Source organism: Actinoplanes sp. NPDC049598 (assembly GCF_040675435.1).
Taxonomy (GTDB): Bacteria; Actinomycetota; Actinomycetes; order Mycobacteriales; family Micromonosporaceae; genus Actinoplanes.
Window position 1 is genome coordinate 41,635 of sequence record NZ_JBFAOX010000023.1, and the last position, 22,948, is coordinate 64,582.

The 22,948-nt window shown below is 71.6% G+C and carries 20 protein-coding genes; 7 read left to right on the forward strand and 13 right to left on the reverse strand.

Annotated elements, in window-relative coordinates:
* Positions 1 to 41 precede the first annotated feature (41 nt).
* Positions 42 to 302 carry a hypothetical protein gene (locus AB0J66_RS37500; protein WP_364671411.1) on the reverse strand — a complete coding sequence of 87 codons (261 nt, stop codon included), beginning with the start codon at positions 300 to 302 and terminating at the stop codon, positions 42 to 44.
* 177 nt (positions 303 to 479) lie between these two features.
* Here AB0J66_RS37500 and AB0J66_RS37505 point away from each other — a divergent pair, with 177 nt between their 5' ends.
* Both AB0J66_RS37505 and AB0J66_RS37510 read left to right on the forward strand, forming a co-directional pair.
* Positions 480 to 1,487 carry an alcohol dehydrogenase catalytic domain-containing protein gene (locus tag AB0J66_RS37505; protein ID WP_364671697.1) on the forward strand — a complete coding sequence of 336 codons (1,008 nt, stop codon included), beginning with the start codon at positions 480 to 482 and terminating at the stop codon, positions 1,485 to 1,487.
* Between the two features lie 39 nt (positions 1,488 to 1,526).
* Complete coding sequence (locus AB0J66_RS37510) at positions 1,527 to 3,158, forward strand: GMC family oxidoreductase (RefSeq protein WP_364671413.1); 1,632 nt, start codon at positions 1,527 to 1,529, stop codon at positions 3,156 to 3,158.
* Positions 3,159 to 3,197: 39 nt separating this feature from the next.
* Here the strand turns inward: AB0J66_RS37510 and AB0J66_RS37515 are convergent, their stop codons facing one another.
* Together AB0J66_RS37515 and AB0J66_RS37520 are read right to left on the reverse strand one after the other, a co-directional pair.
* Positions 3,198 to 3,935, reverse strand: coding sequence for an SDR family NAD(P)-dependent oxidoreductase (locus AB0J66_RS37515; RefSeq protein ID WP_364671416.1), 738 nt, complete (start codon positions 3,933 to 3,935; stop codon positions 3,198 to 3,200).
* A gap of 59 nt (positions 3,936 to 3,994) precedes the next feature.
* Positions 3,995 to 4,339, reverse strand: a complete 345-nt coding sequence (locus tag AB0J66_RS37520; protein ID WP_364671419.1) for an Lsr2 family protein — start codon at positions 4,337 to 4,339, stop codon at positions 3,995 to 3,997.
* 237 nt (positions 4,340 to 4,576) lie between these two features.
* Here AB0J66_RS37520 and AB0J66_RS37525 point away from each other — a divergent pair, with 237 nt between their 5' ends.
* Positions 4,577 to 5,704 (forward strand): cellulose binding domain-containing protein, encoded by a 1,128-nt coding sequence (locus tag AB0J66_RS37525; protein ID WP_364671422.1) that lies wholly within the window; start codon positions 4,577 to 4,579, stop codon positions 5,702 to 5,704.
* A 719-nt stretch (positions 5,705 to 6,423) separates the two neighbouring features.
* Positions 6,424 to 7,470: an amidohydrolase family protein gene (locus tag AB0J66_RS37530; protein ID WP_364671424.1), complete on the forward strand. Its 1,047-nt coding sequence runs from the start codon at positions 6,424 to 6,426 to the stop codon at positions 7,468 to 7,470.
* Positions 7,471 to 7,765: 295 nt separating this feature from the next.
* On the opposite strand, the gene AB0J66_RS37535 is transcribed toward AB0J66_RS37530, so the two are convergent.
* The 3 genes from AB0J66_RS37535 to AB0J66_RS37545 are packed head-to-tail and all read right to left on the reverse strand — an operon-like array spanning position 7,766 to position 11,222.
* On the reverse strand, positions 7,766 to 9,808 hold the full coding sequence (locus tag AB0J66_RS37535; protein ID WP_364671426.1) for a xanthine dehydrogenase family protein molybdopterin-binding subunit: 2,043 nt from the start codon (positions 9,806 to 9,808) through the stop codon (positions 7,766 to 7,768).
* Positions 9,805 to 10,752, reverse strand: a complete 948-nt coding sequence (locus AB0J66_RS37540) for a xanthine dehydrogenase family protein subunit M (protein ID WP_364671429.1) — start codon at positions 10,750 to 10,752, stop codon at positions 9,805 to 9,807. The genes AB0J66_RS37535 and AB0J66_RS37540 overlap by 4 nt, the downstream gene beginning before the upstream one ends.
* Positions 10,749 to 11,222 (reverse strand): 2Fe-2S iron-sulfur cluster-binding protein, encoded by a 474-nt coding sequence (locus AB0J66_RS37545; protein WP_364671431.1) that lies wholly within the window; start codon positions 11,220 to 11,222, stop codon positions 10,749 to 10,751. The genes AB0J66_RS37540 and AB0J66_RS37545 overlap by 4 nt, the downstream gene beginning before the upstream one ends.
* 60 nt (positions 11,223 to 11,282) lie before the next feature.
* Between AB0J66_RS37545 and AB0J66_RS37550 the strand changes: the two genes are divergently transcribed.
* Positions 11,283 to 12,359 (forward strand): NAD-dependent epimerase/dehydratase family protein, encoded by a 1,077-nt coding sequence (locus AB0J66_RS37550; RefSeq protein WP_364671433.1) that lies wholly within the window; start codon positions 11,283 to 11,285, stop codon positions 12,357 to 12,359.
* On the opposite strand, the gene AB0J66_RS37555 is transcribed toward AB0J66_RS37550, so the two are convergent.
* Positions 12,356 to 15,328 (reverse strand): EAL domain-containing protein, encoded by a 2,973-nt coding sequence (locus AB0J66_RS37555; RefSeq protein ID WP_364671436.1) that lies wholly within the window; start codon positions 15,326 to 15,328, stop codon positions 12,356 to 12,358. The two genes, AB0J66_RS37550 and AB0J66_RS37555, sit on opposite strands and share 4 nt — an antisense overlap.
* A gap of 92 nt (positions 15,329 to 15,420) precedes the next feature.
* Here AB0J66_RS37555 and AB0J66_RS37560 point away from each other — a divergent pair, with 92 nt between their 5' ends.
* Positions 15,421 to 16,062, forward strand: coding sequence for a 50S ribosomal protein L11 methyltransferase (locus AB0J66_RS37560; RefSeq protein WP_364671439.1), 642 nt, complete (start codon positions 15,421 to 15,423; stop codon positions 16,060 to 16,062).
* A gap of 26 nt (positions 16,063 to 16,088) precedes the next feature.
* On the opposite strand, the gene AB0J66_RS37565 is transcribed toward AB0J66_RS37560, so the two are convergent.
* Both AB0J66_RS37565 and AB0J66_RS37570 read right to left on the reverse strand, forming a co-directional pair.
* The gene (locus tag AB0J66_RS37565) at positions 16,089 to 16,808 is read right to left on the reverse strand and encodes an HAD family hydrolase (protein ID WP_364671441.1); all 720 of its coding nucleotides are present in this window, start codon (positions 16,806 to 16,808) and stop codon (positions 16,089 to 16,091) included.
* Position 16,809: 1 nt separating this feature from the next.
* Positions 16,810 to 17,565, reverse strand: coding sequence for an ROK family protein (locus tag AB0J66_RS37570; RefSeq protein WP_364671444.1), 756 nt, complete (start codon positions 17,563 to 17,565; stop codon positions 16,810 to 16,812).
* 79 nt (positions 17,566 to 17,644) lie between these two features.
* Between AB0J66_RS37570 and AB0J66_RS37575 the strand changes: the two genes are divergently transcribed.
* Positions 17,645 to 18,448, forward strand: a complete 804-nt coding sequence (locus AB0J66_RS37575; protein ID WP_364671447.1) for a TrmH family RNA methyltransferase — start codon at positions 17,645 to 17,647, stop codon at positions 18,446 to 18,448.
* Positions 18,449 to 18,807: 359 nt separating this feature from the next.
* Here the strand turns inward: AB0J66_RS37575 and AB0J66_RS37580 are convergent, their stop codons facing one another.
* The 4 genes from AB0J66_RS37580 to AB0J66_RS37595 form a co-directional block, all read right to left on the reverse strand.
* On the reverse strand, positions 18,808 to 19,692 hold the full coding sequence (locus AB0J66_RS37580; protein WP_364671700.1) for a DNA-3-methyladenine glycosylase 2 family protein: 885 nt from the start codon (positions 19,690 to 19,692) through the stop codon (positions 18,808 to 18,810).
* 288 nt (positions 19,693 to 19,980) lie between these two features.
* Positions 19,981 to 21,204, reverse strand: coding sequence for a Pecanex-like protein 1 (locus tag AB0J66_RS37585; RefSeq protein ID WP_364671449.1), 1,224 nt, complete (start codon positions 21,202 to 21,204; stop codon positions 19,981 to 19,983).
* Between the two features lie 42 nt (positions 21,205 to 21,246).
* Complete coding sequence (locus AB0J66_RS37590) at positions 21,247 to 22,038, reverse strand: DUF4142 domain-containing protein (RefSeq protein ID WP_364671452.1); 792 nt, start codon at positions 22,036 to 22,038, stop codon at positions 21,247 to 21,249.
* A 43-nt stretch (positions 22,039 to 22,081) separates the two neighbouring features.
* Positions 22,082 to 22,801: a hypothetical protein gene (locus tag AB0J66_RS37595; protein ID WP_364671454.1), complete on the reverse strand. Its 720-nt coding sequence runs from the start codon at positions 22,799 to 22,801 to the stop codon at positions 22,082 to 22,084.
* Positions 22,802 to 22,948 lie beyond the last annotated feature (147 nt).

Genomic DNA, 22,948 nt, shown 5'->3' on the forward strand with positions numbered 1-22,948 from the left:
CGCCGCGCCAGGGGTAGCGCGGAAGTGGCGGCCGGAGCCGGTCAGTGCTTCTTGACCCAGGCCTGCTGGTGGTTGTTGGTCTTGCTGCTGCACTTGGCGGCGTCACCGCGGAGCAGGGTGGCCGTGATGACGTCCACATTGACCTGGCAGATCTGCGCCGACTGGAGCACCGAGATGTTCTGGAACAGCGTGGTCGTGTTGCCGCTGGCGACGTCGGTCACCGTGATGTCGACGGTGCCGATGTTGATCGTGGCCTGGGCCGGAGCGCTGAAGGCCAGGACGGCGGCGGCACCGGCAGCCACGGCGAAAGCAGAGCGAATCCGCATGAGAACCCTTTCTCGACGGCGGGCGTCGTACCCGCACGGCGGGCAATATGTCCATAAAAAGAGTTTTGTAGAAGTAGAAACGCCGCGTGTCCGGAAAGGTCAGACCGGATTCGAACACCCGCGAGCGCTGCGGTTTAAGGTCTCACCGTGAGAATGCAGCGTGTAATTGTCGGGGCCGACGGCGTGACAGTGGTTTCGGCCGAGGTGCCGGCGCCCGGGCCGGGTGAGGTTCAGGTGCGGACGGCGGTGGCCGGCATCTGCGGCTCCGACACCCATGCGCTGCACGGCCAACACCCGTTCATCGAGCTGCCGTACGCGCCGGGTCACGAGGCGTCGGGCACGATCTCCGCCCTGGGTGCGGGCGTCACCGGCTGCGAGGTCGGGCAGCGGGTCACCGTCGAGCCGTTCCTGCCCTGCTGGGAGTGCAAGCAGTGCCGGGCCGGGCGGCAGAACATCTGCGAACGCCTGCGGTTCTTCGGCTGCGCCCACGATCAGGGCGGGATGGCCGACTACTTCACCATCGACCAGCGGCGGCTGCACCACATCCCGGACGAGCTCGACTGGCCCACGGCGGCCTTCATCGAGCCGCTGGGCACGCCGGTGCACGCGATCGGGCTGGCCGGCGGCGTCGCCGGCAAGACCGTCGCCATCCTCGGGGCCGGGCCGATCGGTCTTCTCACCCTCCTGGTGTCTTTGACGTACGGGGCCAAGCGCGTCGTCATGACCGCCCGGTCGGCCGCCAACCGTGACCGGGCGTTGTCGTTCGGCGCCGCGGCGGCCGTCGACGCCACTGCGGCGGATGCCGTGGCGCAGGTTCGCGAGGCGCTGGGCGAGAGCGCCGACGTGGTCTTCGACTGTGTCGCCGAGCAGAGCACGATCTCCCAGGCGCTGGGCCTGGCCGCCAAGGGCGGCACCGTCGTGGTGGTCGGGGTGCCACCGGCCGACGTGTCGATCCCGCTGCCGCTCGTCCAGGACAGTCAGCTGCGGATCCAGGGCAGCGCCACCTATCTCCCGGACGACTTCGCCGAGGCGATCCGGCTGCTGGTCAGCGGCGAGGTCGACGTCTCCCGGCTGGTGTCGGCGACATACCCGTTGAGCGAAGCCGCATCGGCGTTCGACGATGCCGCTTCAGGCCGGCATCTGAAGGTTTTACTGTCCTGAGGTCTGGTGGTTACCGACCAGTAATGCAACAGTGAGGCCGTGGCTGATTACGACGTCGTGATCGTGGGCAGCGGCTTCGGCGGCAGCGTGAGCGCGCTGCGCCTGGCCGAGAAGGGCTACAAGGTCGGCGTGCTCGAGGCGGGCCGGCGCTTCACCGCGCGGACGCTGCCGAAAAGCTCGTGGGATCTGCGCAACTTCCTCTGGGCGCCCAGGCTCGGGTTCCGCGGCATTCAGCGGATCACCCTCCTCAAGGACATCGTGGTGCTGTCGGCGGCCGGGGTCGGCGGCGGCTCCCTGGTGTACGCCAACACGCTGTACCGCCCACCGGCGGCGTTCTTCGACGACCCGCGCTGGTCGGGGATCACCGACTGGGCGGCCGAGCTCGCGCCGTACTACGACCAGGCCTCCCGCATGCTCGGGGTCACCGAACAGCCCACGATGACACCGTCCGACGTGGTCATCCGCGACGTGGCGGAACAGATGGGGGTCGGGCACACGTTCCGGCGTACGCCCGTGGGGGTCTTCTTCGGCGAAGCCGGCAAGACCGTGCCCGACCCGTTCTTCGGCGGGGCCGGGCCGGCGCGGACGGGCTGCACCCAGTGCGGCAACTGCATGATCGGCTGCAAGGTGGGCGCGAAGAACCGGCTCGACGTCAACTACCTGTACCTGGCCGAGCAGGCCGGGGTCGCCGTGCACCCGTCGACCACCGTGACCGCGCTGCGGCCCTCGGCGACCGGCTGGACGATCTCGACCTCCCGGGGCACTTTCACGGCGCGGGACGTGATCCTTTCCGCGGGCGCGCTGGGCACGCAGTCGCTGTTGCACGCCATGCGGGACACCGGGGTGCTGCCGTCTTTGTCGGCGCAGCTCGGCTCTCTGACCCGGACGAACTCGGAGGCGCTGCTGGGCGCCCAGGCCGCCTCGGTGCCCGATGAGCCGTTCTCGACCGGGGTGGCGATCACGTCGTCGTTCCACCCGGACGCGACCACGCACATCGAGCCGGTGCGCTACGGCCCCGGCAGCAACGCCATGGGGCTGCTGTCGACGCTGCTGGTCGACGGGGGCGGCCGGGTGCCGCGGCCGGTGCGGTTCCTGGCCGAGGCGCTGCGCCACCCGTACGTCCTGATGCGCTCGCTGTCCGTGCGGCGCTGGAGTGAGCGCACCATCATCGCGCTGGTCATGCAGACGGCCGACAACTCCCTGACCGTACGCCGGACCAAGCGCGGCCGCCTCACCACCGGCCCCGGTCACGGCGCCCCCAACCCGGCCTGGATCCCCGTCGGTCACGAGGCCGTACGCCGCATCGCCACCCGGATCGGCGGATTCCCCGGCGGCACCGTCGGCGACATCTTCAACATCCCGATGACCGCCCACATCCTCGGCGGCGCCACCATCGGCGCCTCTCCGGAGTCGGGCGTGGTGGACGCGTACCACCGGGTCTTCGGCTACCAGGGCCTGCATGTCATCGACGGCTCGGCCGTCCCGGCCAATCTCGGCGTCAACCCGTCCCTGACCATCACCGCCATGGCCGAGCGGGCCATCGCCCTGTGGCCCAACAAGGGCGAGCCCGACCCGCGCCCCGCCTCCGGCTACGAGCGCCTGGCCCCGATCGCCCCGCACTCCCCGGCCGTGCCCGCCCACGCCCCGGGCGCGCTCCGCTTCCAGTCGTGAGCCCGCCCCCGCCGCCTGAGTATCGAAGCGCCCAGCGCTTCAGAGGCGGCCCTTCAGTTCTTTCTTGCCGGCGGCCTTGCCCGCGTACAGGCGGTCGGCGATGAAGGGAAAGGCGTTGGCGGCCAGGATGGACGCGCGGTATCGGCCCGGGACGACGATGCGGCGGCGGGGGTGTTTCAGGGCGCTCTCGATGGCGGCGGCGACGATTTCCGGGCCGGGCAGGTTGGAACGGTTCTTGTTGGCCGCGCCGGCGATGTAGCCGGGCTCGACCAGGGTGACGCCGATGCCGGTGCCGGCCAGTTCGCGGCGTACGGAGTCGGTCATGCCGCGCAGGGCGAACTTCGTGGCCGAGTAGGCGCCGCTGATACCGACCTCGCCGGCCACCGAGCCGATGTTGACGATGGCGCCGGCGCGCTGCTCCCGCATGATCGGGACGACGGCGCGCATGAGACGGATCGGGGCGATCAGGTTGACCTCGACCATGCCGACCACGATGTCGTCGTCGGACAGGACCGAGGCGGCGCCGCCGATGCCGGCGTTGTTGACCAGGCCGTCGATGCGGCCGGTGAGCTCGCGGGCCCGCTCGACCAGGGCGGTCAGGGCGGCCGGGTCACGCACGTCGGTCGGCACCGCGATGCCGCCGGTCTCCTGGGCGAGCTGCTCGAGCTTGTCGGCGCGGCGGGCGGCCAGAACGACGGTGGCGCCGTTGCGGGCGAGACGCTGGGCGGTGACCCGGCCTATCCCGCTCGAGGCGCCCGTGACGATGACGACCGGCATGCTTCCTCCCCGAAAAGCAAAAACGGCGCCGCCGGTGGCCCGGCGGCGCCGTTGAGACTTCAGCGCTTGCTGTGGTACGCCTCGACGATGTGGCTCGGAATGCGGCCGCGCTCGGAAACCTCGTAGCCGTTCTTGTTGGCCCACTCGCGAATCGCCTGGTTCTGATCGCGGCTGGCCCGGCCCGTGCTGGCCTGCGCGCCCCGGCGCACCGGGGACGGGGCCGCGCTGCGGCCGACGCGGGTCGCCGCGCTCAGGAACGGGTCGAGCGCCTTGCGCAGCTTGCCGGCGTTCTTCTCCGAGAGGTCGATCGTGTAGTTCACACCGTCGAGTCCGAACTCGACCGTACGGTCTGCTTCCCCGCCGTCGATGTCGTCGGTCAGAAGGGTTATTACCTGCTTGGCCATGGTGTGCCCCGCTCCTACAGCGATGTCATTTGAGTCACGACTTTACGCACGACGGCGACGCCGTGAATGTTCGATACGGTTTCATTCTGTCTCCCGACCGTTCCTAGAGCAAATTTGCCCCCTTCGCATGTCGCAATTCCGTCCGTCCGGTGCCCCTCTTTTCATGTCTGTGAATGTCCTGTAACGTATCGTGGGAGCGCTCCCAACCCCCGTCCCCCTCCCCTCGGAGCCAGTGGAATGAGACGCATCCTCCGCGCCGGCCTGGCCGCCGGATTACTCGCCACGGCCGCCCTGACGACGTTCGCCGTGGCCGGGCCCGCCGAAGCCGACACCACCATCTGCGAGCAGTACGGCACCGCCACCGTCGGCGGCCGGTACATCGTGATGAACAACCGCTGGGGCACCACGGCCCAGCAGTGCATCAACGTGACCAGCACCGGCTTCTCCGTCACCAGCCAGCAGGGCACCGGCAACACCAGCGGCGCCCCGGTCTCCTACCCCGCGATCTATCTCGGCTGCCACTACACCAAATGCTCGCCCGGCACGAACCTGCCGATCCGGGTCAGCAACATCTCCAGCGCCACCAGCCGGATCAGCTACAGCTACGTGCAGGGCGCGACCTACGACGCCGCGTACGACATCTGGCTGGACCCGGCGCCGAAGACCGACGGCGTCAGCCAGCAGGAGATCATGATCTGGTTCAACCGGCAGGGCTCGATCCAGCCGATCGGCTCGGTCGTCGGCACCGCCAACATCGGCGGGCGCTCCTGGCAGGTGTGGCAGGGCAGCAACGGCAGCAATGCCGTGATTTCGTACGTGGCCCCGTCGCCCATCACGTCGTGGTCGTTCAGCGTCCTCGACTTCATCCGCGACGTACAGAATCGCGGCGCGATCACGAACGCTTGGTATTTGACTAGCATTCAGGCCGGATTCGAGCCGTGGATCGGCGGCGCCGGCCTCGCCGTGACCGATTTCGCGGCCGAGGTTAACGGTGGAGGCATCCCCACTTCCCCGCCGCCGTCGACCACGACGCCACCGCCCGCCAGTTCCGCCTGCCGCATCACCTATGCGACCAACACTTGGAACACCGGACTTACCGCAAATGTAACGGTGACCAATACGGGCAGTACCGCTCTGAACGGCTGGACGCTCGGATTCACCCTGCCTTCCGGCCAGACCATTACCGGCTCCTGGAACGCCGCGCTCACCGGCGCCTCGGGCGCGATCACCGCCCGCAACAACGCCTACAACGGCACGCTGGCCCCGAACGCCAGCACGTCGTTCGGCTTCCAGGCCACCCACGCGGGCAACTCGTCCGCCCCCGCCGCCTTCACCTTGAACGGCACCACCTGCACCACCGCCTAACCGCCCCCATTCCCGAGCCGCCTCGTAGCCGATCCTCCGGCGCCGGGGCGGCTCGTCCCATTTCCCCACTCCCCCACCCCCACGGCAACTCCAGCGGCCTTTCCACCCCACCAGCAGCCCTCGCGGCCTCCCCACCCAGCAACATTGCCCGCGGCCTCCCCACCCCGCCCGCAACCCTCGCGGCCTGCCCGCCCCACCAGCACTGCCCGCGACCTTCTCCCACCCCCATCAGTAATGCCAGCGGCGGCCGAGCGCGGACGGAGTGGAGGTTGGCCGCGGCGTAAAGGCCTGGGCGGCGGCGCTGGTCGGCGATGAGGGCCGCAGCGTCACGTCGGCAAGCGGGGATGGTGGCCTCGAGGCGGAGTTCCGGCCGGGCAGGATTGCGGCCCGGGCAGGATTGCGGCCCGGGCAGGATTGCGGCCCGGAAGCGGGATTGCCGCTTGGAAGCGGGATTGCCGCTTGGAAGCGGGATTGCCGCTTGGAAGCGGGATTGCCGCCCGGGAGGCCATACCAAGTGAGGTGGCCATCGAAAGCCGGACGGCCACGCCGAGCGGGACGCCTACGCCGAGTAGGACGGCCACGCCCAGCCGGACGGCCACGCCCAGCAGGACGGCCACGCCAAGTGGGGATGAGGGCGGGGCTCCGCGAGCGCGGGGCAGCGGAGGTGGGGTGGCACCGAGCATCATGGACGGTTCGAGCTAGGCGGGGCGGGTGGTTTGGTGGCGGTGCTGCGGATTCGGGGTTATGCGCTTCCCGAAGGGGAGCCGATCGATCTCTATGCCGATGGGGATCGGTGGACGACTGATCCGGTGGGCGGGGCCGAGTTGGTGGCCGAGGGGTGGATTCTGCCGGGGCTGGTCGACGCGCATACGCATCCGGGGGCGGAGGTGCTTGGGCAGCCGCTCGATGAGGACGTTCTGCGGGGTGATCTTCGGGCCCACCTTGATGCCGGGGTCACGCTGATCCGCTCGCCCGGGCTGGCTGGGGATCCGCCCGAGTGGTTCGGCCGGGATGACGGTAGCCCGCGGGCGGTTCACGCCGGGCCGTGGATTGCTCAGCAGGGGCAATTCTTCGACGGCTGGGGGCGCCGGCCCGAACTGGGCGAGTTGCCGGCAGTCGCGGCCGAGCAGGCCGGGCGCACCGGGTGGGCCAAGATCATTCTGGATTGGAAGGTGGGCGAGGTCCTGCCCGTCGAGATTCTGCGGGAGGCGGTCACGAGGGTGCATGCGGTGGGTGGCCGGCTGGCGGTCCACTCGCAGCAGACCGATGGCGGTGAGATCGCGGTCGAGGCCGGTGTGGACTCCATCGAGCACGGCATGGGCCTCGACCCGGGCCTGCTGCCGCGGATGGCCGAGAAAGGCATCGCGCTGACCCCGACGCTCTCGGTGATCACGGCCAGTCTGGAGAAGATTCTGGCCGATCCGGAGCGGGCCGCCAAGAGCTGGTACGTGCCCGGGGCCAGCGCCCACGGCCGCCTGACCGCCGCCGCCGTCGAGGCCGGCGTCACCGTCCTGGCCGGCACCGACTCGCGCCCGCACGGCGGCATCACCCAGGAGGTACGCGCCATGGTCGCCGCCGGCGTCTCCGCCCACCAGGCGATCGCCGCCGCCTCCTGGACCGCCCGCACCTACCTGGGTCTCCCCGGCCTGGTCGACGGCGCCCCGGCCGACGCGGTCGTCTTCGACGGCGATCCCCGCGCCGACCTCAGTCGACTCGACAAGCCCCTGGCCGTCATCGCCCGCGGAAAGCGCTGGCCGGCCCGCTGACCAGGTGGAAGGGCCACCCAGAGCGAGCTGCCCCGAAAGACCCGTGAGGCCACAGGCCCCAGCGCCGCCGCCCGCGCAAAATCTCCGGCCAGGGCAGCCGGCCGCAGGAGGGCCCGGCCCACAGGAGGGCCCGGCCCACAGAAGGGCCCGGCCCACAGAAGGGCCCGGCCCACAGAAGGGCCCGGCCCACAGAAGGGCCCGGCCCACAGAAGGGCCGGGCCCGCAAGAGGGCCGGGCCCGCAAGAAGGCCGGGCCCACAGAGGGCGGGCCCACAGGAGGGCCAGCAGCCTTGAAGTCAGAGGCCCGGGAGGATCTTGTCCAGGCGGGCCGGGAAGTCGCGGATGCGGACGCCGGTGGCGTGCCAGATGGCGTTGAGGATGGCGGCCGGGGAGCCGACGATGCCGATCTCGCCGATGCCCTTGCTGCCCATCGGGTTGACCTCGCCGTCCTCCTCGTCCAGCCATTCGGCCTCGATCGACTCGACGTCGGCGTGGGCCGGGATGTGGTATTCGGCGAGGTCGTGGTTGACCCAGTCGCCCGTGGCGGGGTCGAGCACGCCCTCCTCGAACAGGGCCATGCCCATGCCCATGACCATGCCGCCGATGAACTGGCTGCGGGCGGTGCGCGGGTTGAGGATGCGCCCGCACGCGTACATCCCGAAGAGCCGCGAGACGCGCACCTCGCCGGTCACGGCGTCGACGCGTACCTCCGCGAAGTGGGCGCCGAAGGCGTGCTTTCCTTCTTTCTCCTGGCCGGAGACGATCTCGGAGCTGTCGTACGTCACCTCGGGCTTGCCGGTCTCGCGGAGCTCCCGGCAGGCGCCGGTGATCGCCCACCCCCAGGAGGCGCTGCCGGACGAGCCGCCGGCCACCGAGGCGCGGGGCAGTGTGCTGTCGCCGATCCGGATGCGGACCTGGTCGACCGGCACGCCGAGTTCGTCGGCCGCGATCTGGGTGAGGATGGTGCGGGCGCCGGTGCCGATGTCGGCCGCCGCGATCGCCACTTCGAACGAGTCCCCCAGGTTGCGGACGCGGGCCGTGGACGGCTGGGCCATGGTCGGGTAGGTCGCGCCGGCCACGCCCGTGCCGATCCACCAGTCGCCCTCGCGGCGCTGGCGGGGGCGGGGGTTGCGGCTGGCCCAGCCGAAGCGGTCGGCGCCGCGGCGCAGGCATTCGACGTAGTGGCGGGAGCTGAACGGCTTGCCCGAGTCGGGGTCGACCGTGGGCTCGTTGCGCACGCGCAGCTCGATCGGGTCCATGTCGAGGGCCACGGCCAGCTCGTCCATCGCGCATTCGAGGGCGGCCATGCCGGGGGCCTCGCCGGGCGCGCGCATCCAGCGGGGCGTGGGCACGTCCAGCCGGGCCAGCCGGTGCCCGGTCTTGCGGTTGGGCGCGGCGTACATGTGCCGGGTCGACACCGCGGTCTGCTCGGCGAACTCGAACAGCTGGGAGGTGTGCGAGATGGCCTCGTGGTCGATGGTGACGAGCTCGCCCTCGGGTGTGGCGCTCAGGCGGAGCCGCTGGATGGTCGGGGTGCGGTGGCCGACCATGCTGAACAGCGCCTGCCGGGGCAGCGCGAGCCGCACCGGGTGGCCGGTCACCTTGGCCGCCATCGCGGCCAGCACGGCGTTGGGGCGGGCCGAGCCTTTGGAGCCGAAGCCGCCGCCGACGTGTTCGGTGACCACGTGCACCTGTTCGGGGGCGAGGCCGAACAGCTGGCCGACGGTGGCCGCGATGCCGGCCGGGTGCTGGTTGGAGTCGTAGAGGACGAGGTCGTCGCCGGACCACAGGGCGGTCGTGGCGTGCGGCTCCATCGGGTTGTTGTGCAGGGCCGGCGTCGTGTAGGTGACGTCGACGGTCACCGCCGCCTCGGCCGACACGTCACCGGCGGAGGTCTCGGCCGGGAAGGCCGGGTTCACCACCTCGGGCGTGTACAGGGAAGGGTGGTCCGCGCGCAGGACCGAGTCGTGCGGCTCCTGCTCGATCTCCAGGACGACTTCCTGGGCGCCGCGCCGGGCCGCTTCGAGGGTGCGGGCCACGACCAGCGCGACGGCCTGCCCGCGGTAGCTGATCCGGTCGGACTGCAGGACGGCCAGCTCCGGGTCGTCGACCGGTTCGAGCCGGGGCGCGTTGCCGTGCCAGAGCACCGACAGCATGGCGTCGGCCTCGACCAGCGGGTCGACCCGGACGTCGACGAGGCGGCCGCGGGGCACGGGTGACTGCACGACCCAGGCGTACGCGATATCGTCGCCGACCTCGTACTCGGCGGCGTATTTCGCGGCCCCGGTGACCTTGTCCGGCCCTTCGAGACGCTGCAGCGGCTGCCCGACGGCGGTCATGAGGTGAGCCCTTCCAGCACGGAGGCGATCAGGTTGCGTACGAGCGGGACCTTGAACGCGTTGTCCCTCAACGGTTTCGCCGCGGCCAGCTCGGCGTCGGCCGCGGCCAGGAAGTTCTCCCGGGTGGCGGGCCGGCCGCGCAGCGCCTGCTCGGCGGTCAGCGCCCGCCACGGCTTGTGCGCGACCGCGCCCAGCGCGAGCCGGATGTCGGTCACCGTGCCGTCCGCGACCTGCGCCACGGCGGCGACGGAGGCCACAGCGAAGGCGTATGAGGCCCGGTCGCGTACCTTCCGATAAGTTGATCTTGCAGGCACCACAGGAAGATCCACTGACGTGATCAGCTCGCCGTGCTCGAGGATCGTGTCGCGGGACGGGTCGTCGCCCGGCAGCCGATACAGGTCGCTGACCGGGATGGCGCGCTGCGACGTGTTGACCACGGCCTCGAGCGCGACCAGGGCGACCGCCATGTCCGACGGGTGGGTGGCGATGCAGTGCTCGGAGCCGCCCAGGATGGCCAGATTGCGGTGGTCGCCCTCGCGGGCCGGGCAGCCGGTGCCGGGCGCGTGCTTGTTGCACGGCTTGGTGGCGTCCATGAAGTAGCGGCACCGGGTCCGCTGCAGCAGGTTCCCGCCGGTGGTGGCCATGTTGCGGAGCTGACCGGACGCGCCCGCGAGCAGCGCCTGGCTCAGCACCGGGTAATCACGGCGGACGAGCGGGTGGGCGGCCAGGTCGCTGTTGCGGACGCCGGCGCCGATCCGCAGCCCGCCTTCGGGCCGCTCGGTCACCTCGTCGAGCCCGAGCCGGGTCACGTCGACCAGCACGTCCGGGGTGGCCACGCCGAGTTTCATCAGGTCGACCAGGTTGGTGCCGCCGGCCAGGAAGGTCGCGCCCGGCTCGAGACCGGCCGCGACGTCGGTCGCGGTGCGGTAGGTGAAGGTCTTCACTGCGCGGCCGCCTCTCGGATGGCCGGGACCATGTTCGCGTAGGCGCCGCAGCGGCACAGGTTGCCGCTCATCCGCTCCCGGACCTCGGCCTCGCTGAGCAGGTCCTCACCGTCCTCGGTGACCGCGCTCGGCCAGCCCTTGTCGACCTCGTCCAGCATGCCGACGGCGGAGCAGATCTGGCCCGGCGTGCAGTAGCCGCACTGGAAGCCGTCGTGGGCCTGAAACTCCCGCTGCACCGGATGATCGAGGCCCTCGATCGTGGTGATCCGGGCGTCCTGCTGGGTGATGGCCAGGATCAGGCAGCTGTTCACGCGGCGGCCGTCCAGCAGGACCGTGCAGGCGCCGCACTGGCCGTGATCACAGCCCTTCTTGGCGCCGGTCAGGCCGATGTGCTCGCGCAGCGCGTCCAGCAGGGTGGTGCGCGGGTCCACGTCGAGCTCGTGCTCGGCGCCGTTCACGACGAGGTTCATGGCGGCCTCGTACCCCCGGGGTCGTGATTCAATCGCCGTCGCTCGGGTACCGCCAGGGACATGCGAGTCGTCATCGTCGGAGCCACCGGCAACGCCGGAACCGCCCTCCTGCGCCGTCTGGCCTCGGAGTCCGATGTCGAGGTGGCCGGGGTCGCCCGGCGGCTGCCGGACCCGGCCGGGGTGTACGCGAACGCGAGCTGGCACTCCGTCGACATCGGGGCCGAGGACGCCACCGAACGCCTCACCGAGATCTTCACCGGGGCCGACGCGGTGGTCCACCTGGCCTGGCAGATCCAGCCCAGCCACGACCAGAACCTGCTGTACCGGACGAACGTGCTCGGCAGCCGGGCGGTGGCCCGGGCCGTGCTGCGGTCGGGGGCGCGGGCCCTGGTGCACGCGTCGTCGGTCGGCGTCTACTCGCCGGGACCGAAGGACGCCTACGTGCGGGAGAACTGGGCCCGGGCCGGGGTGCTCGAGTCCTCGTACAGCCGGCACAAGGCTCAGGTCGAGCGAATGCTCGACGCCGTCGAGACGGAACATCCGACGCTGCGTGTGGTCCGGCTGCGTCCCGGCCTGATCTTCCAGCGCGCGGTCGGCACGGAGATCGCCCGGTACTTCGCGGGGCCGCTGTTGCCGGCGCGGCTGCTGAGGCCGCAGTGGATCCCGGTCGTGCCGGCCCATCCGGCGCTGCGGATGCAGGCTGTGCACGCGGACGACGTGGCCGACGCCTACGCCCGCGCCGCCATGTCGGACGTGCACGGCGCCTTCAACATCGCCGCCGGGCCCGTCCTCGACCCGAAGGTGGCGGCCAAGGCCTTCCACGGCGTACGGGTCCCCGTGCCGGGCGCCGCCCTGACCAGCGCCGCCGCCCTGTCGTGGTGGCTGCGCCTGCAGCCGATCGACGCGGGCTGGGTCCGGCTCGCCCTCAAGGCCCCGCTGATGTCCTGCGACCGCGCCGCCACCGAGCTGGGCTGGCGCCCCACCCGGGACGCCGTCGAGGCCCTGCGGGAGCTGATCGCCGGCATGGCCGACCGCGCCCACGGCGACGGCCCGCCGCTGTCGGCCGACCCGGCTCTGCCCGGCCGGCTCGGCGGCCTGCTGCGCGGAAGGCTGCCTGGCACGGGTAACCCGTACTAGGCGACCAGTGGGAGGCGGTCGGTCATCTGGCTCAGGGCCTCGGTGCCGTCGACCGGGCTGGAGAAGAGATAGCCCTGGCCGAGCGGGCAGCCCAGCCAGGCCAGCAGGTCGCGGTGGGTGGTGCTCTCGATGCCCTCGGCGATGACGGTCAGGCCGTACTGGCGGGAACGGGCGACCATGCCCTGCACCGCCGCCAGTTGCTCCTGGCTCTGGGCGATGCCGTCGATGGCCGTCTTGTCGATCTTCACCACGTCCAGCGGGAAGCCTTCCGGACCGGCCCCGAAGTAGTCGATGGCGATCCGCACGCCGAAGTCCCGCAGCTCCTGCAGCAGAGGACGGACCCACTCGTTCTCCGGCGCCAGCGCGGTCTCGCCGAGCTCGAGCATGAGCGCGTGCGGCGGGACAGCCGCCCGGGCCAGGGCCTGCTTGATCTCGTCGACGAAGCCGGCCTCGCGGAACTGGCGGACGGAGACGTTCACGCTGACGTAGGGCTGGCGCGAGCGGGGCAGCATGCGCCGCCACTGGGCGGCCGTGTGCAGGGCCTGTTCCAGCACCCAGCGGCCCATCGGCACGATCAGGCCGCTCTCCTCGGCCACCTCGATGAACTCGGCCGGCTGCACGACCCCCCGCGACGGGTGGTGCCAGCGCACGAGCGCCTCATAGCCGACCGGCTCGTCCGTCCCAAGATCGACAATCGGCTGGTACGCGAGCAGGAAGTGCCCTTCCCGCGCGGCGTGGTCCAGGGCCGACCGCAACTCGAGCCGCTCGACCATCGCGCCGTGCAGGTCGGCCTGGTAGCGCCGCCACTGGTTCTTGCCGGCGCCCTTGGCCACGTACAGGGCCAGGTCGGCCTGGCGCAGCAGCTCGTCGGCGGTGTCGGCCTCCGGCGTGGTGGTGATACCGATGCTGGCCACGGCCATGATGGTCGTGCCGTCGTCGAGCGGCACCGGCTCGGCCAGCGCGGTCAGGATCCGCTGGGCGGTCTCCTCGACCGCGCCCGGGTCCTGCACGTTCTCGACCAGCGCGGCGAACTCGTCGCCGCCGAGACGGGCCGCCGTGTCGTCGGCCCGCAGCGCGCCCGCGATCCGGTGCGCCACGGTGATCAGCAGCTGGTCGCCGACGGCGTGCCCGAGCGTGTCGTTGACCTTCTTGAAGTCGTCCAGGTCGATGAAGAGCACGCCCACGACCGAGCCGTCACGGGCGCCGCGGTGCAGGGCGTGCCCGAGCCGGTCGTGGAACAGCACCCGGTTCGCGAGCCCGGTCATCGAGTCGTGGAACGCCTGATGGATCAGCTCCTGCTCGAGGCGCCGGCGCTCGGTCACGTCGCGCAAGGTCACCACGAGCCCGGCCACGGTGGGGTCGGTGCGCAGATCCTGCGAATGCATCTCGAGCAGCACCTCGGCCCGGCCGTGGCCGACGGCCCGGAAGTCGAGACCCTCCTGCATCGCGTCGCCGGCCCGGATGGCGGCGAGCACCTCGGCCAGCCGGCCGCGGTCGCCGGGGTGGATCACGCCGGGCAGCAGCGTGCCGATCGGGTCGGCGCCGAGCACGGTCGCGGCCGACGGGCTCGCATACCGGATCCGGTCGTCCTCGTCGACGATGAGGATGACGTCGGAGGTGTTCTGCACGAGCGTACGGAAGTAGGTCTCGCTGTTGCGGCGGATCACCTCGTGGCTGAGCTCGATCCGCTCCAGGGCGAGCGCGGCCTGCCCGGCCAGCACCTCGACCGCGCGCAGCAGGCCGGGCAGCAGGGGGGTGGGGGCGCCGACATGCAGCACGCCGAGCAGCGACGCCCCGGCCGGGCGGTCCCGCAGGACCATCGGGCTGCGCAGGGTCATGCTGAAGTGGGTGAGCCGCACGGCGACGGCCCAGTCGACGTCGCGGGTCGGCACCATCCGGGCCGCGGTGCCGGCGGCCCGGTCGGTCTCGCTCTCCGCGACGGCCAGGGCCAGCACGACCCCGTGCGGGGTGTCCGGGGGCAGCAGCTGGGCGACCGCGACGCGTACGGCGGCGTTGACCTCGTCCGTGGCATTGGCCGAGACCAGAGCGGCCGAGGCTTGACGCAAAGCACGCTCCCGGGCCAGGGCGAGGCGGTGGCTGGCCATGATGCCGGCCATCCGGACCAGCACGAGCAGGAACGTGACCGCGCTGAGAACCGCCACCACGGTCAGATCGGGCGCCGCGCCGTCGCGGAACATCCGCACCAGCAGCACCGCGGGCGACACCATCGAGGCCAGGCCGAGCAGGGCCAGCCGCAGACCGGTCAGCTCGGTCTCCGCGGCCGGGGCGGCCCGGCTCAGCTCGATCATCGACGGGTGCAGCGCGGCCAGGCCGACCGCCGTGAACATGGCGAGATTGCCGAGGGTGGCCACGCCGCCGACCACGCCCAGCTGGTAGCCCGCGTCCCCGACCAGCATGAGCAGCAGGCCCGCGCCGAGGATCCGCCCGGCGGCCACCGGGCGGCCGGTGGTCAGCAGGCGGGTCAGCAGGCCCAGGAGCATCAGGTCGGCCAGCGGGAACACGACCTCGCCGCTCGCGATGCCCTGCTCCAGGTCCGGGCCGAGCACGAAGCTCCAAGCCAGCAACGCGACCCCGGAGGTCAGGGTGAGCGAGTCGAGCAGGGCGCCCCGGTCCCGCAGTCCGCCGGTGCGCCGGCGGATCAGCACGAGCAGGACACCGGCCAGCACCGGATAGGCGGCCAGGGCCAGCACTCCACCGGCGGTGGACAGGCCGGTCGGGGCCATGTAGACCGCGCCACCGACCGCGGACAGGACGACCGCGATGCCCAGGAGCCGCCACGGCAGGCTGTCGGCCGGCTGATGCCGGCGGACCCCGAACGCGAGAGCGGCGACGGCCGAGAGCCCGGCCACCAGCCGCAGGGCCCCCTGCGCCTCGGCGGGCGCGAGCACGAAAAGGACAGCGAGAAGCGCCATCCAGCCCCCGAAAGCGGCGGCCCAGCGTGCCGGCATCCTGTTCCTGCCTCCACTCCCGCGATCGGTTCTGCGGCGAGCCTGATCGGCCCGGCCCGGGGTCACCTGAGCGAAAGCGGCACAATCGTGGGGTGCTCCTCGAGTTCATCCGCGGCAACACCGTGCTGGCCCCCGTCCCCTTCGTGCCCGAGATCTCGCTGTACCAGGCGGAGGAGCCGATCGCGCTCTGGGAGAAGACCGAGGAGTCCGGGTCCGAGCAGCCGCCGCCGTTCTGGGCCTTCGCCTGGGCCGGCGGGCAGGCGCTGGCCCGGCACGTGCTCGACCATCCCGAGCTGGTCAGCGGGCGCAGCGTGCTCGACCTGGCCACCGGCTCGGGGCTGGTGGCGGTGGCGGCGGCCCAGGCGGGTGCCCACCCGGTGACGGCCAACGACGTGGATCCGTACTCGCTGGCCGCGGCCGAGGTCAACGCGGAGGCCAACCACGTGGCCGTACGGACCGTCGAGGCGGACCTGCTCGACACGAACGACGCGTACGGCGTGGTCCTGGCCGGTGACGTCTTCTACAGCCGGGAGATGGCGGCCCGGGTGCTGCCGTTCCTGCGGCGCGCGGCGGGGCGGGGCAGCCTGGTGCTGATCGGCGACCCGGGGCGGGCCTACCTGCCCCCGTCGGGATTGACCAAAAGGGCGACGTACGACGTGCCGGTGCCGGTGTCGCTGGAGAGCGTGCCGGTGCGGCCGACGACGGTCTGGCAGCTCATCCCCGCATCAGCTTGAGGTTTATCCCCGCAACAGCTTGAGGTTTATCCCCGCATCCGCTTGATCAGGGCGAAACCGTCCTCGACGACGTCGTCCGCGGTGGGACCGCCCGGCTCCGATCGGGTTCGCGGCGACGGCATGAGGATGGCGCGTTCGACGCCGGCCCGGCGGGCGCACTCGATGTCCCGGCGCGGAGTGTCGCCGATATACCAGCATTTTTCGGGCGGGACCCCGAGCGCGTCGGTGGCGTGCCAGATCATCTGCGGGTTCGGCTTGCGCACCCCCACCTCGTCGCTGTAGATCTGCGCGGCGAAATAGCGGCCGATGCCCGCCTTGTCGAGGAAATCCCGGTGGGCGGCTCCGGCCAGCGAGTTGCTGACCACGGCCAACGGGATCTCCTCGGAGGCCGCGTGCTCCAGCATCTCGGGGATCCCCGGGCGCAGCGCCCAGTTGTCCCGCCAGGCCCACTCGTAAGCCAGCTTGCGGACGGCGCCGCGCACCGGCACCTGCGCCGCGGGCGGCCAGCCGGGCAGGATGAAGCGCTCGAACACCTCGGCCTGGGTCAGCTCGTCCGGCCAGTCCTCGTCCCGCCACGCCGCGTACGCCGCCGCGCCCTGGGTGACCGACCGCTGGATCTCCCCCGGCGACAGCGCGCCCCGGGTCAGATTGAAAATCCGCAGGACGAGACCGGGCGGAGCGCTGCGCTGCGGCGGCGCGTCCGCCAGGACGCCCCCGAAGTCGAGGAGAAGCGCAGCCGGCCGCATATCAACGAACGGTACCCAACGTCCAGGCCCGCACGCCCCCGACAATGCCCGCGGTGTTCGGCACCACCACGACGTCGTCGCCCATCCGGGCCAGCTGGGTGGGAGTGATGAGGCGCGAGTTGCCCCCGCCCAGATAGACCCGGTCCCACAGGAAGACCGGGCGCAGCCCCTCGATGACGTTGCGGACCCGGCGCGACCAGAGGGCGTCACCCAGGCGGCGGCGCTCGTGCTCGCCGATGTACGTGTCGTAGGACATGCCCCAGCGCACCGGCGCCTGCGACATCTCCAGATGCGGGGCGAGCTTGCCGCCGTCGAACAGCGCGCAGCCGAGCCCGGTGCCCAGCGTCAGAACCAGCTCACAACCGGTGCCCGCGACCACGCCGGCCCCGTGCACCTCGGCGTCGTTGAGCACCAGGGTCGGCATGCCGAACGCGTCGGCCAGCGCCGTCCGCGCGTCGAAGCCGCTCCACGCCTCCACCAGCTCGGGATCGACCCTGGTCCGGGGGCCGCTGCGGGTCACGTAGTGCGGCGTCGCCACGACGACGCCGTGCCGCAGCATGCCCGGCATGCCGACGGTGACCCGGTCGGCGCTCGGAAGCTGCTCCCCGAGCTGCACCAACGTCTTCACGAAGAGGTCGGGCGGCAACGGGTACGGAGTCGGGACGCGCAGCGGCTGCGCCCGCATCGTGCCCGCCTCGTCGAGGACGGACCCCTTGATGCCGCCGCCGCCGCAGTCGATCGTCAGGGTGAAAGCCACGCCGTCAGTTTGCATGGCGGCCACCTCCTCGCCTAGTGATTGTGACCGGCGTGTGTGGTGTTGGGTAGGGTCGACGGCCGTGCGAGTAACTACCCGGAATGCCGCCTTCCAGCAGTGGCAGGCTCTCCTCACCAATCGGACGAAGCGCCATCGGGCCGGCGCGTTCCTCGTCCACGGGGTGCGGCCGATCACGCTGGCGGTCGACCACGGGTGGGACGTCAGCGACCTTCTTTACCCGGACGACCATTCCTTGTCGGCCTGGGCCCGCGGTGTGCTCGACCGCTCCGGAGCCCGGCCGGTGGCCATGGCGCCCGACTTGTTCACCGAGCTCGCCGACAAGGAGTCCGCCGAGCTGATCGCCGTCGTCCGCATTCCGGACAATTACGATTTTCCGGCTTTCAATGATGACCTTCTCGTCGTCGTGTTCGACCGGCCGTCGACGCCGGGCAACGTCGGGACCCTGATCCGCTCAGCCGACGCGTTCGGGGCGGCGGCCGTCGTCATCACCGGGCACGCCGCCGATCCCTATGACCCCAAGGCAGTCCGCGCCAGCACCGGCTCGCTGTTCGCGCTGCCGGTGATCCGCGCGGAGGGCCACGCCGAGGTCCTGGAGTGGGTGTCACGCCTGCAGGACGCCGGCCTCCCCGTACAGATCGTCGGCACCGACGAGCACGGCGCAGTCGACGTCGCCGACTACGACCTCACCGGCCCCCGGGTGGTCCTGGTCGGCAACGAGACCACCGGCCTCAGCACGGCCTGGCGCGAGGCCGCCGACGCCCTGGTCCGCATCCCGATCACCGGCGCCGCCAGCTCCCTGAACGCCGCAACCGCCGCCACAGTCGTCCTCTACGAGGTAAACCGCCAGCGCACGCATAGGTCCTGACGACACGGCCGTGCCACCCGGCCCACCCCGCGCCGTGGGCCGGATGGTGTGGGCGGGCGCGGGTGGGCCGGCGCGGACCGGCGTGGGTGGGCCGATGCGGGCCGGCGCGGGCCGGCGTGGGTGGGCCGATGTGGGCCGGCGCGGGCCGGCGCGGGCCGGCGCGGGCCGGCGTGGGTGGGCCGATGCGGGCGCGGGTGGGCCGGCGCGGGCCGGCACGGGCCGATGCGGGCGGGCCGGCGTGGGTGGGCGGATGCGGGCTGCCGCGGGCGGGCCGGCGCAGATGGGCCGGCGGGGCCGGCGCGCAGATGGGCCGGCGGGGCCGGCGCGCAGGTGGGCCGGCGGGGCCGATGCGGCGGGGCCTAGAAGCGGGCGAAGGAGCGGATGGGCATGCGGGGGCCGAACTTCGGGGCGCCCAGGCCGCCGTGGGCCAGGAGGTCGCAGACGCGGCCGCGGTGGCCTCGGAACGGCTCCAGCAGCTCCAGCATGCGTTCGTCGGTGCCGCGGGCCTCGCCGGCGAGGGCCCAGGCGACCGTGTTGGGAATGTGGAAGTCGCCGACGCTGACCGCGTCGGCGTCGCCGTAGGCCACGCGGACCACCTCGGCCGCGGTCCACGGGCCGATGCCGGGCAGGGCGACCAGCCGGCGGGTCGCCTCGGCCGAGTCGGCGCACAGCTCCAGCCGGGCCGCGACCAGGGCGGCGCGCTGCAGGGCCTGGGTGCGGCGCTGCTCGACGCCGAACGGGTGGAACTCCCAGTAGGCCATGGCGGCGATCGCCGCCGGGTCGGGCGGCAGCACGAGGTCGACCGGGCCCGGCGCCGGCTCGCCGAGGGTGCGGCAGATCGCCCGGTACGAGCGGTGGGCCTCTTTTCCGGTCACCTTCTGCTCGAGGATGGCCCGCAGGACCCGCGGGAAGACGAGGCCGGTGGCCGGCATCCGTACGCCCGCGAAGGTCTTGGCCAGACGCGCGAGCAGCGGGTGATGGGCGACGAGCTCGGCGAAGTCGCTCAGATCGTCCCGCAGGCCGGCGATGGCGTCCGCGCGCTCGATGATCCACTCGGCGCCGGGCCCGTAGGCCGTGGCCACCAGTTCGGATTTTTCGCGTTTCAGCCGCAGCGTCGCGGCGCCGGAAGGAGTGCGGGCGGCCAGCCAGAGGTCGTCGGCGGCGAAACGGGCGCACGGGTCGTGTTTCGGGACCGCGAGCTGCCCCAGGGTGGCGCCGAAGTGGTAGCGCGGCGGCAGGGTCAGCCGGCGGGTCACTTCGGAAGTCACCGGAACACTGTGCCACCTGGCGCCGGGATTGCCCAGGCAGACCGATGGCCCTGACCGCGCTCCCGGTCAGGGCCATCGGAGGGGCGACCGGACACCCGAGTGGTCCGGACCGCCGTTGGAGCGGATGCCGCCGTACGTCGTCCGTCAGGGGGAAGGACGACCAACCCGGCGGGGATGGGGGGTCCCGGCCGGGACGGGGGCCATGTCGGTGGCCTCGCCCCGGCCGGGTTCACCGCCGGTGTGGCGGCGCCGCTCTCGACCTAATTAGCGCCCGCGGCCGTTGCGGACCGTGATCCGCACGGCGTCGTACGCGGGGATCTGGTTGGCGCGCTGCATCATCGGGATGCGGTGCGAGCCGTCACCGGCCCACGAGGCGCACTGCGCGGTGCCGGCGGTGGGCAGGCCCGGGACCTGGATCTGCACCGAGTCGGGGGTCGCGCTGCCCTTGCTGTCCTCGGTCGCCACGAAGAACGCGGGGACCGGGTCCGGCGCGGGCGCCGAGTTGGTGTTCTCGAGCATCCGGCACGCGGTGTGGAAGTGACCGCGGACCAGGCCGTTCTGCAGGACCGAGCTCTCCACGTAGTAGCCACCGGCGCCGGCCGCGAGGAAGCGGTCCCGGATCAGGTTGCGGGTGCTGACGGTCAGCGTGAACGGGGTGTTCGGCGCGACCTGGCGCGGCGCCTGCGTGATGAGCAGGGTCGGGTTGTTCGCGGCCTCGCCGACCTCACCGAACTCGGTGGAGACGCAGCGGTTGCCGTTCTGGAAGCCGTCGTGCGGCGCCAGCTGGCTGGTGTCGCAGCTGTTGGTCAGGATGCCGAGACCGGCGCCGGGGGGCGGGGTCGTCTGGCCCTCGGTCGGCTGCGGGTCGGGCTGGTCGCCGCCCTGGTTGCCGCCGTTGTTGCCCTGGTCGCCACCGTTGTTGCCCTGGTCGCCACCGTTGCCCTGCTCGCCGTTGCCGTTGCCCTGGTCGCCACCATTGTTGCCCTGGTCGCCACCCTGGTTGCCGCCGTTGTTGCCCTCTTCGCCGTTGCCCTGCTCGCCGCCGTTGTTGCCGCCTTCCTCGGCGGGCGCGCTGGCGCTCGGCTCATCGGCGGCCGGCTCGTTGGTGGCCGGAGTGGTGGGCGGCGTCGTGGCCTGCCCGTTGTTGCCGACGTTGTTCATCACCCAGTCGCGGCAGCGCTTGCGCAGGGTGTTGACCGACACCGTCTCGCCCGCACCGTCGTCCGCGTGCTGGGTCACCGTGCCGTTGTTGGTGGTGTAGGTGCCCTTGCGCGTCTTGGTGGACAGCTCGGACTTCGGTGGCGCCTCGATCCGGTCGCAGGCGCTGAGCGCCTTGCGCTGGTTCCGGTCGGTGCTCGCGTTGGAGACCTGAGTGACGGTCACGATGCCGCCGAAGGCGACCAGCGTGGCAGCCACCGCGATGATCCGGCGTTTTCCGCTGAACCAGTTGTTGCTCCTGGCGGCGCGCCGGTACTTGGACCTTCGCATGGGGTGAACCTTTCTCTTACGCGACTCGGACGACGGCTGGGGCTACCGCGCCCGGAAGATGCGCATCGTCGTGATGACACCGGCCACGAGGGCGACGGCTAGGACAAGGAGGATCACGGTGGTGTTGACGCCTGGAACGCTGCCGCTGTTGCTGCTGGCGGCTTGGAGCATCTGCCCGTCCACTGGGACCGGTCCCTTTCCGGCCGCCGCGGGGGCGGGAGCTGTGGGAAGCGACCCGTAGTCGACGATGCCGGTCGATTCCAGCAGCGTGATGTGGGTCAGGACGAACTGGTTGGTCTGCTGGGCCAGCTTGCGCACGCTGTCGTTGCGGGTGCTGGCGCGGATCGTCGCGATCGCGGGGAAGATCTTGCCGTGCGCCGCCCGGAGCCGGTCGACGAAGATCTGGTCGAACTGGGTCGCGTTCGCGTTGCGCATCTCGCTGAGCCAGAACTGCTGATCGCTGTTCGGCTGGTTGGGGAGATCGATGCCGAGCTTGGCCGCCGCCGCGCGGTCGAGGGCGTCGAGCGTCACGTGCTGGGCCGCGATGGCCTTGCCGATCGCGACGACGCGCGGGTCGTTCGACTTCTCCTGGGCCATGTTGCCGGCCGGGATCTCCCAGAGGCCGGCCAGCCGGACCTTGATGACGAAGTCCTTGTCGGCCGCGGTGACTGAGCCGGTGCCCTTGTCGGACAGCCCGGTCGCCGCGGGGACGGGGACGCCGTCACCGCCGGCCGCGTGGGCCGGGGTGACCGGGGCGATCAGGAACGCCAGAATCGCCGCCGAAATGCCCACCAGCAACCGCGACGGGCGCCGCGAAGAGCGAGTGGTAAGCATTTTCCTCAACCTCCGATCGAGCAATTCTTAAAAGACGATTAAGTCAGTAGCTGTAGTCACTACCGGTGCCGGAGTCGTCGCTCGACCCGGCCGCGCCCGAATCGTCCGTGGCGTCGTCCTTCGGCGGGGCGACCGCCTTGGAGACGGCGGGAAGGCAGGTGAGGTTCTTGGCGCCGTCGGGCTGGATCACGAACCACTTGCCGGCCACGTTCTGGCCCTTCCAGGCGTGCGGCTTGGTGTCACCGATGTAGGTGTAGAGCGGCCAGCCCTTGAGGGTCAGCTGCTTCGAGCCGTCGGCCCGGGTGACCGTGCCGACCAGCTTGGCGTCGACGCCCTTGAGGGTCGGCTTGCCCGCCGTGGTCAGCGCGGGCGGCCACACCTTGGCGCAGTCACCGTCGCAGTTGGACTTGGCCGGGTTGTTCGTGTCGCTGTCGAAGCGGTAGAGGACCTGCTGGTTCTCGTTCTCCACGACCTGGCCCATCCTGGCCACCTTGGTCCCGGTGAGCTTGTTGGTCTCGTCCTCCGCGCTCAGCTCCGGCGCCGCGTCCTCGGATCCGGGAGGGGCGGTCGCGTTGGGGTCGGCCTGCGCGTTGGGGTCGGCCGTGGCGTTCGGGTCGGCGGTCGCGCCCGGGGTGGCCGCCACGTCCTGGGAGGCCGGCTCGGCGGCGTTGCCGTAGTCCGCGGCGGCGTTGTCGCCGCCGTATCCAGCCGGGGCGCAGCCCTGCAGTGCGAACGCTGCGGCGATGGCGGTGCCGACAACCATCAACTTTCGCTTCTCCGGGAACACGTGCCCTCCATGGGATTTTGCATCTGGCGTTTCCGGGCAGTAGTACGCGCCGGGGATCGCTTCGGGTTGAACAAAGCGCCGATCAATTTCCCGAAATTTTGGTTGAACCGATCGGGCCCGGCC